Source organism: Corallococcus sp. CA049B, assembly GCF_003611685.1.
Taxonomy (GTDB): Bacteria; Myxococcota; Myxococcia; order Myxococcales; family Myxococcaceae; genus Corallococcus; species Corallococcus coralloides.
Map to the genome: position 1 here is coordinate 1 of NZ_RAWC01000356.1, position 5,186 is coordinate 5,186.

The 5,186-nt window shown below is 69.9% G+C and carries 6 protein-coding genes; all 6 read right to left on the minus strand.

Translation table 11 applies throughout. The features are described 5' to 3' along the window. On the minus strand, positions 1-1,002 hold a 1,002-nt coding region (locus D7W82_RS38275), incomplete at its 3' end, for a serine/threonine-protein kinase (protein ID WP_147439761.1). Positions 1,003-1,043: 41 nt separating this feature from the next. Continuing rightward, positions 1,044-1,619 (minus strand): hypothetical protein, encoded by a 576-nt coding sequence (locus D7W82_RS38280; protein ID WP_120622982.1) that lies wholly within the window; start codon positions 1,617-1,619, stop codon positions 1,044-1,046. 326 nt (positions 1,620-1,945) lie between these two features. After that, a complete protein-coding gene (locus D7W82_RS38285; RefSeq protein ID WP_120622983.1) occupies positions 1,946-3,019 on the minus strand; it encodes a quinone-dependent dihydroorotate dehydrogenase in 1,074 nt (357 codons plus the stop codon). 3 nt (positions 3,020-3,022) lie between these two features. Continuing rightward, positions 3,023-4,015, minus strand: coding sequence for an adenosine deaminase (gene add, locus D7W82_RS38290; protein ID WP_120622984.1), 993 nt, complete (start codon positions 4,013-4,015; stop codon positions 3,023-3,025). 36 nt (positions 4,016-4,051) lie between these two features. Further along, a complete protein-coding gene (locus D7W82_RS38295) occupies positions 4,052-4,756 on the minus strand; it encodes a Smr/MutS family protein (protein WP_120622985.1) in 705 nt (234 codons plus the stop codon). 24 nt (positions 4,757-4,780) lie between these two features. Next, on the minus strand, positions 4,781-5,186 hold a 406-nt coding region (locus tag D7W82_RS38300; RefSeq protein ID WP_158617806.1), incomplete at its 5' end, for a DnaJ domain-containing protein.

The following is a 5,186-nucleotide window of genomic DNA, read 5'->3' on the forward strand; positions in this document are numbered from 1 at the left end:
CTCCAGGGGCAGGGTGGGCAGCGCCTCCGGCTGCATCACCTCCGTGGGCTCGGGAGAGGGCGGCTCGGGCAGGGCCGGGCGGAGCCTCCGGGGCTTCGCCGGCACTCCGGTGGGCGGCTCCATCAGCCGGGACGGGAAGAGGGGAGACTCCCCCAGCCGGGCCAGCTCCGCGCGGAGCTCCTTCGCCACCGCGGTGGCCTCCGTGGGCCTGCCCTTGCGGTCCTTGGCGAGCAGGGCTTCCACCAGCGACACCAGCGACGCGGGAATCTCCGGGCGCTGCGGCGTGAGCGGCGGTGGAGCGTCATACAGCACCGACTCCATCACCGAGCGGCCGCGCTGGATGGGAAACGGCCGGCGTCCGGCGAGCAGCTCGTAAAGACAGACGCCCAGCGAGTACAGGTCCGCGCGCGCGTCCAGGACCTCGTCGCGGATCTGCTCCGGGGACATGTACGCCAGTTTCCCCATCACCACGCCGGACGTCGTCTGCGTGCCTTCGGACGTCTTCACGATGCCGAAGTCCGCGATCTTCACCGTGCCGGTGTAGGACAGCAGCAGGTTGTCCAGGGACACGTCGCGGTGGATGAGCTCCATCCACTTGCCCGACTCCGGGTTGACGAAGCGGTGCACGTACGCGAGCCCGTCACACGCCTGGGCAATGGCATCCAGGATGGGGCCCAGGGGCACCAGCTCCGGCCGGCTGGCCGCGTGGACGTGCGCGAGGCTGGAGCCCGCGACGTACTCCATGGACAGGTAGACCTGGTCGTCGATGACGCCCGTCTCCAGCACGCGCACCACGTTGAGGTGGTGCAGTCCGGCGGCGACCTCCGCCTCCCGCAGCAGGCGGCGGCGGAAGCGGACGTCGGCGGCGTGCTCGGAGTGGATGCGCTTGAGGACGACCGGCTCTTCCCAGCCTTCGCGTTCCGCGAGCGAGACGCGCCCCATGCCGCCTTCGCCAATGTCCCGCAGGACGCGGTATGGCCCGAATCGCTGGACGTCGCTCATTCCGGCGCAAGCCTACCGTCACTCACGCCCGGAACGCAGGATCACGCCCTGGGTTCGCGGCTGGACCGGGACGAGAAGTCGGCCGGCGGGGGCTCCTCTTCGGCCCCGATGCGGCCCTGGCCACTGCCGGAGTGCTTGGACCCCGAGGACCGGGAGCTGTCGCCCGTCGCCACCCGGCCACGGCGGGAGGCCTCCGGGATGTCCCCGCCCAGCAGCTTCGCGAACAGGTCGCGGAGCTTCTCGGCGAACTTCTCCAGGGGGGAAGACGGCTTCGACTCGGGCGCGCCCGCCGCCCCGCCGTCCGGGGGCACGAAGCTGCACGAGACGGAGCCCGAGTGTCCGCCCCCCATGCCCCTCGCGCTGGAGCCGGAGGCGCAGGGCTGGGCCTCGCCGCCGTCGCCCACCGGGCCGCGATGGAGGCGATCCTGGATGGAATCGTCCGGCCGCGTCTGGGAGGCGCCACCCTGGAAGAGGTCCGGGGGATCCTTGTATCCCTGGGCACTGCTGGAGCTGCCGCGGCCGCCGCCGAGGATGCTCTGTCCTGATGCGCACTGGATCGGACGCTGGATGGGCTGCTCGGGCTGCGGGAGGCTCGACAGCGGGCGGGAGATCTTCATGTGGCACCTCAGGACGGAGTTCCTGGATCCATCATCGGACCTGGCAGGTTCGGAGTTTCCTTGGAGTCCTGGAAAGCCCAAGAGGCGTCTGGGGTGCGGCGCGTCAGCGTTCAAAGGCAGACAAGCGCCCGGGGCCTGTCTCGAGTCTCCTGTGTCGCCAGGAAGACACGGAACAGGCCCTGGCGGGCATGGCGCGTCAGGCTGTCGGCTCAGCGGAACGGCCTACAGCGAGAAGCCTGGTGCGCCGGGCATGGCGCGGAAGAAGCCCTGTCCTCGAAGTAGAGCGTGCCCCACGCCGCTTCCATCCGCGCCTGGACATCCGCGCGCTAGCGGGCGTCCACGCCAATCACGTCGCGCACGGAGGCGAAGCCGTCCCGGGCCAGCAGGGCGCCCAGCTCCGGGAGGATGCGGTCCACCATGCCCGGGCCCTCGTAGATGAAGCCCGTGTAGACCTGCACCACGGTCGCGCCCGCGCGCAGCTTCTCGTAGACGTCCTGCGCGCTGAACACGCCGCCCACGCCGATGAGGGGCAGGGCGCCCTGGCTGCGCTGGTACGCGCGGCGGATGACGGCGTTGGACAGCTCGCGCACCGGGGCGCCGGACAGGCCGCCGGCCTCCTTCGAGTGCTTGTGCTCGAAGGGGCGGGTGAGGGTGGTGTTGGTGGCGATGATCCCGGACAGCCCGCGCGCCATCGCCACGTCCACCACCTCATCCACGGCCTCGGGCGTGAGGTCCGGGGCGATTTTCAGGAACAGCGGCGTGCCCGGGGCCACCTGGTCCATGCGCTCGCGCACGGCGAGCAGCAGCGCGGACAGCGCCTCCGGCTCCTGGAGCTTCCGCAGGCCCGGCGTGTTGGGCGACGACGCGTTGACGACGACGTAGTCCCCCAGCGGCGCGAGCGCGTCCACGCACGCCACGTAGTCGTCCACCGCGCGCTCCAGCGGCGTGTCCTTGTTCTTGCCGATGTTCACGCCCAGCGGGCCGGGCTTCCACGCGCGGGCCTTGAGGCGCTCCGCCGCGGTGGCCGCGCCGTGGTTGTTGAAGCCCATGCGGTTGATGACCGCGCGGTGCTCCGGCAGGCGGAACAGGCGCGGCTTCGGGTTGCCCGGCTGGGGCTTGGGCGTGACGGTGCCAATCTCCACGGCGGAGAAGCCGCAGGCGAACAGCCCGTCCACGGCCTCCGCGTCCTTGTCCAGCCCGGCGGCCAGCGCCACCGGGTGGGCGAACTTCAGCCCCGCCAGCTCCACGGACAGGTCCATGGGCGCGCGGGCAAGCGTGTGCTCGCGCATGGCGCGGCAGCGGGCGTTCCACTTCCCCAGGGCCGCGAGCCCCGACATGCCCAGCCGGTGCGCGGGCTCCGGGGGCAGGCTGAAGAGCAATGCGCGAGTCAGGCCGTACATGCGTCAGGCCGGGATGAAGGACGCCTCGCGCGCCCACGCGAGTGCCTGGTCCACCTGCTCCGTCGTCAGCAGGCCGTTGGACTCGACGATCTCAATCTCCCGCCGCATGTCCGTCTCCAGCAGGTAGGGGCCGTCCGTGTTGATGGTGAACTTCACCTTGCGGTCCCAGAACGTCTGCATGATGTGCTTGAGCTCCTGCAGGTCCGCCACCGCCTTGGTGTGGATGTTGGAGGTCGGGCACAGCTCCAGCGTGATGTTGTTCTCGCGGAGGACCTTCATCGCGGACTCGTCGTACGCGGCGCGGATGCCGTGGCCGATGCGGTGGGGCTTGAGCTTCTCCACCGCCGCCATCAGGCCGTTGGCGCCCGTGCCGGCCGTCTCTCCGGTGTGCACGGTGCACTTGAGGCCCGCCTTGCGCGCTCGGGCGTAGAGGTCCTCGTACTCGGAGAGAGAGGACCTGTGCTCCATCGCGTCGCGCTCCGTGCCGGCCAGGTCGATGCCGTACACGCCGCGCGAGCGGTACTTGATGGCCTTCTCCACGATGATGCTGTTGAGCTTGTGGTCGAACTCGCGGGCCAGGCAGAAGATGATGCCCACCTTCACGCCGTACTCCAGCGTCGCGCGGTCCATGCCCCGCAGCGCCGCGTGGATGATGTGGTCCAGATCCAACTCGCTGGAGAGGTTGCGCTTCATCGGGTTGAAGCGCAGCTCGATCTGCGTGACGCGGCTGCCCCGGTACTCCTTGCCAATCACCTCGTAGACGGAGCGCTCGATGGCGCTGGGAGAGGATTGGATCTTCTCCGTCCAGGTGTGGAGGATCTTCAGGTAGTCGTCGAGGCTGCCCACCTTGCCCGGACGGGAGGTGATCAGCTCGACGAAGTCGAAGTAGTTCTTGACGGGGAGCTTGAAGCCCTGCTGGTGGGCAATGGACCACAGGATGTGCGGAGCCACCGCGCCACCCACGTGGATGTGGAGGTCAATGAGGTCGCGAACCATGGCGGCATGTATGCACAGCCACGGCCACGCGTAAAGCTATCGGCGCAGCAGCACGTAGACGGCGCCAGCCCCGCCGTCCTGCGGACGGGCAGTGGAGAACGCCAGCACCATCCGCTCCAGCCGCTTCTGCGACAGCAGGTCCCTCACCGCGTCCTTGAGCACCGGGATCTGATCCTTGGAATTCAAACCGCGCCCATGGACGATGAGCACGCAGCGGCGCTTGGCGCGGCGGCTGTCGGACAGGAAGCGCTCCACGGCGGCCTGGGCCTCGCGCTGCGTCTTGCCGTGGAGATCCAACCGGTCCTGCACGGAGAAGTCGCCCCGGCGCAGCGAACGCAGCAGGTTGGGGTCGGTGCCGGGGGAGGCGCCCTCGAAGGACGCGTCCGAGCCGGTGAAGGACAGCGGCCCGTCCACGGCGACCAGGTCGGAGAGCTGCGCGAGCGCCTCCGCGTTGTCGTCGATGAGCTCCGGCAGGCGCGGGTTCGTCTTGGGGGCTTCACCGCGGTTGGTGATCTGCTGCACGCCGTCCATGGCGGAGAAGAAGAGGCCCACGTCGTCGTCTTCCGGACGGGCCTTGGGGGCCTTCGAGGGCTTTTGCACGACGGCCTTCTTCTTCGCGGCCTCCGCGGCGACGGCGGCCTCCTTCTCCTGCTTCTGCTGATCCTGAAGCGTCTTGATGGCGGACTTGAACGGGTTGTTCTGGAACTCCGCTTCCTTCTTCTTGGGGGGACGCTGGCTCATGGGATTCCTGCCTTCTAACCCGGGCTACAGGCCGCGCAGCCTGCGGATTTCCTCGTAGGCGTCGCGGACGGCCTGGAACCGGCGGGCGGCCTGCTCGGCGGCCTTGGGCGCGAGGTGGCTGGCCTTGTCCGGGTGGAAGCGGGCGGCGAGCTTGCGGTAGGCGCTCTTCACCTCCGCGTCGGTGGCGTCCGGGGGGAGGCCCAACGTCTGGTAGTGGGCGGTGGCGTCGCCCAGGTGCTGTTCGGCCAGGGCCTGGACCTTGGCGTCGGGGACGTCCAGGCCTTCGGCCATGCGCTTCAGGGCCTCGCGTTCGGAGCGCTGGAGGGGGCCGTCCGCGAGCGCCATCTCATAGAGCGCGTCCAGCAGGCGGAGCCGTTCGCCCGAAGGCAGGGAGTCCAGGCAGGAGGCGAGGGCGGCGGGGGCGTCCAGG

Bases quoted from the DNA above. Each gene is read 5' to 3' on its own strand.
- D7W82_RS38280 (WP_120622982.1), bottom strand. From the start codon at position 1,619: ATGAAGATCTCCCGCCCGCTGTCGAGCCTCCCGCAGCCCGAGCAGCCC.
- D7W82_RS38285 (WP_120622983.1), bottom strand. From the start codon at position 3,019: ATGTACGGCCTGACTCGCGCATTGCTCTTCAGCCTGCCCCCGGAGCCC.
- add (WP_120622984.1), bottom strand. From the start codon at position 4,015: ATGGTTCGCGACCTCATTGACCTCCACATCCACGTGGGTGGCGCGGTG.
- D7W82_RS38295 (WP_120622985.1), bottom strand. From the start codon at position 4,756: ATGAGCCAGCGTCCCCCCAAGAAGAAGGAAGCGGAGTTCCAGAACAAC.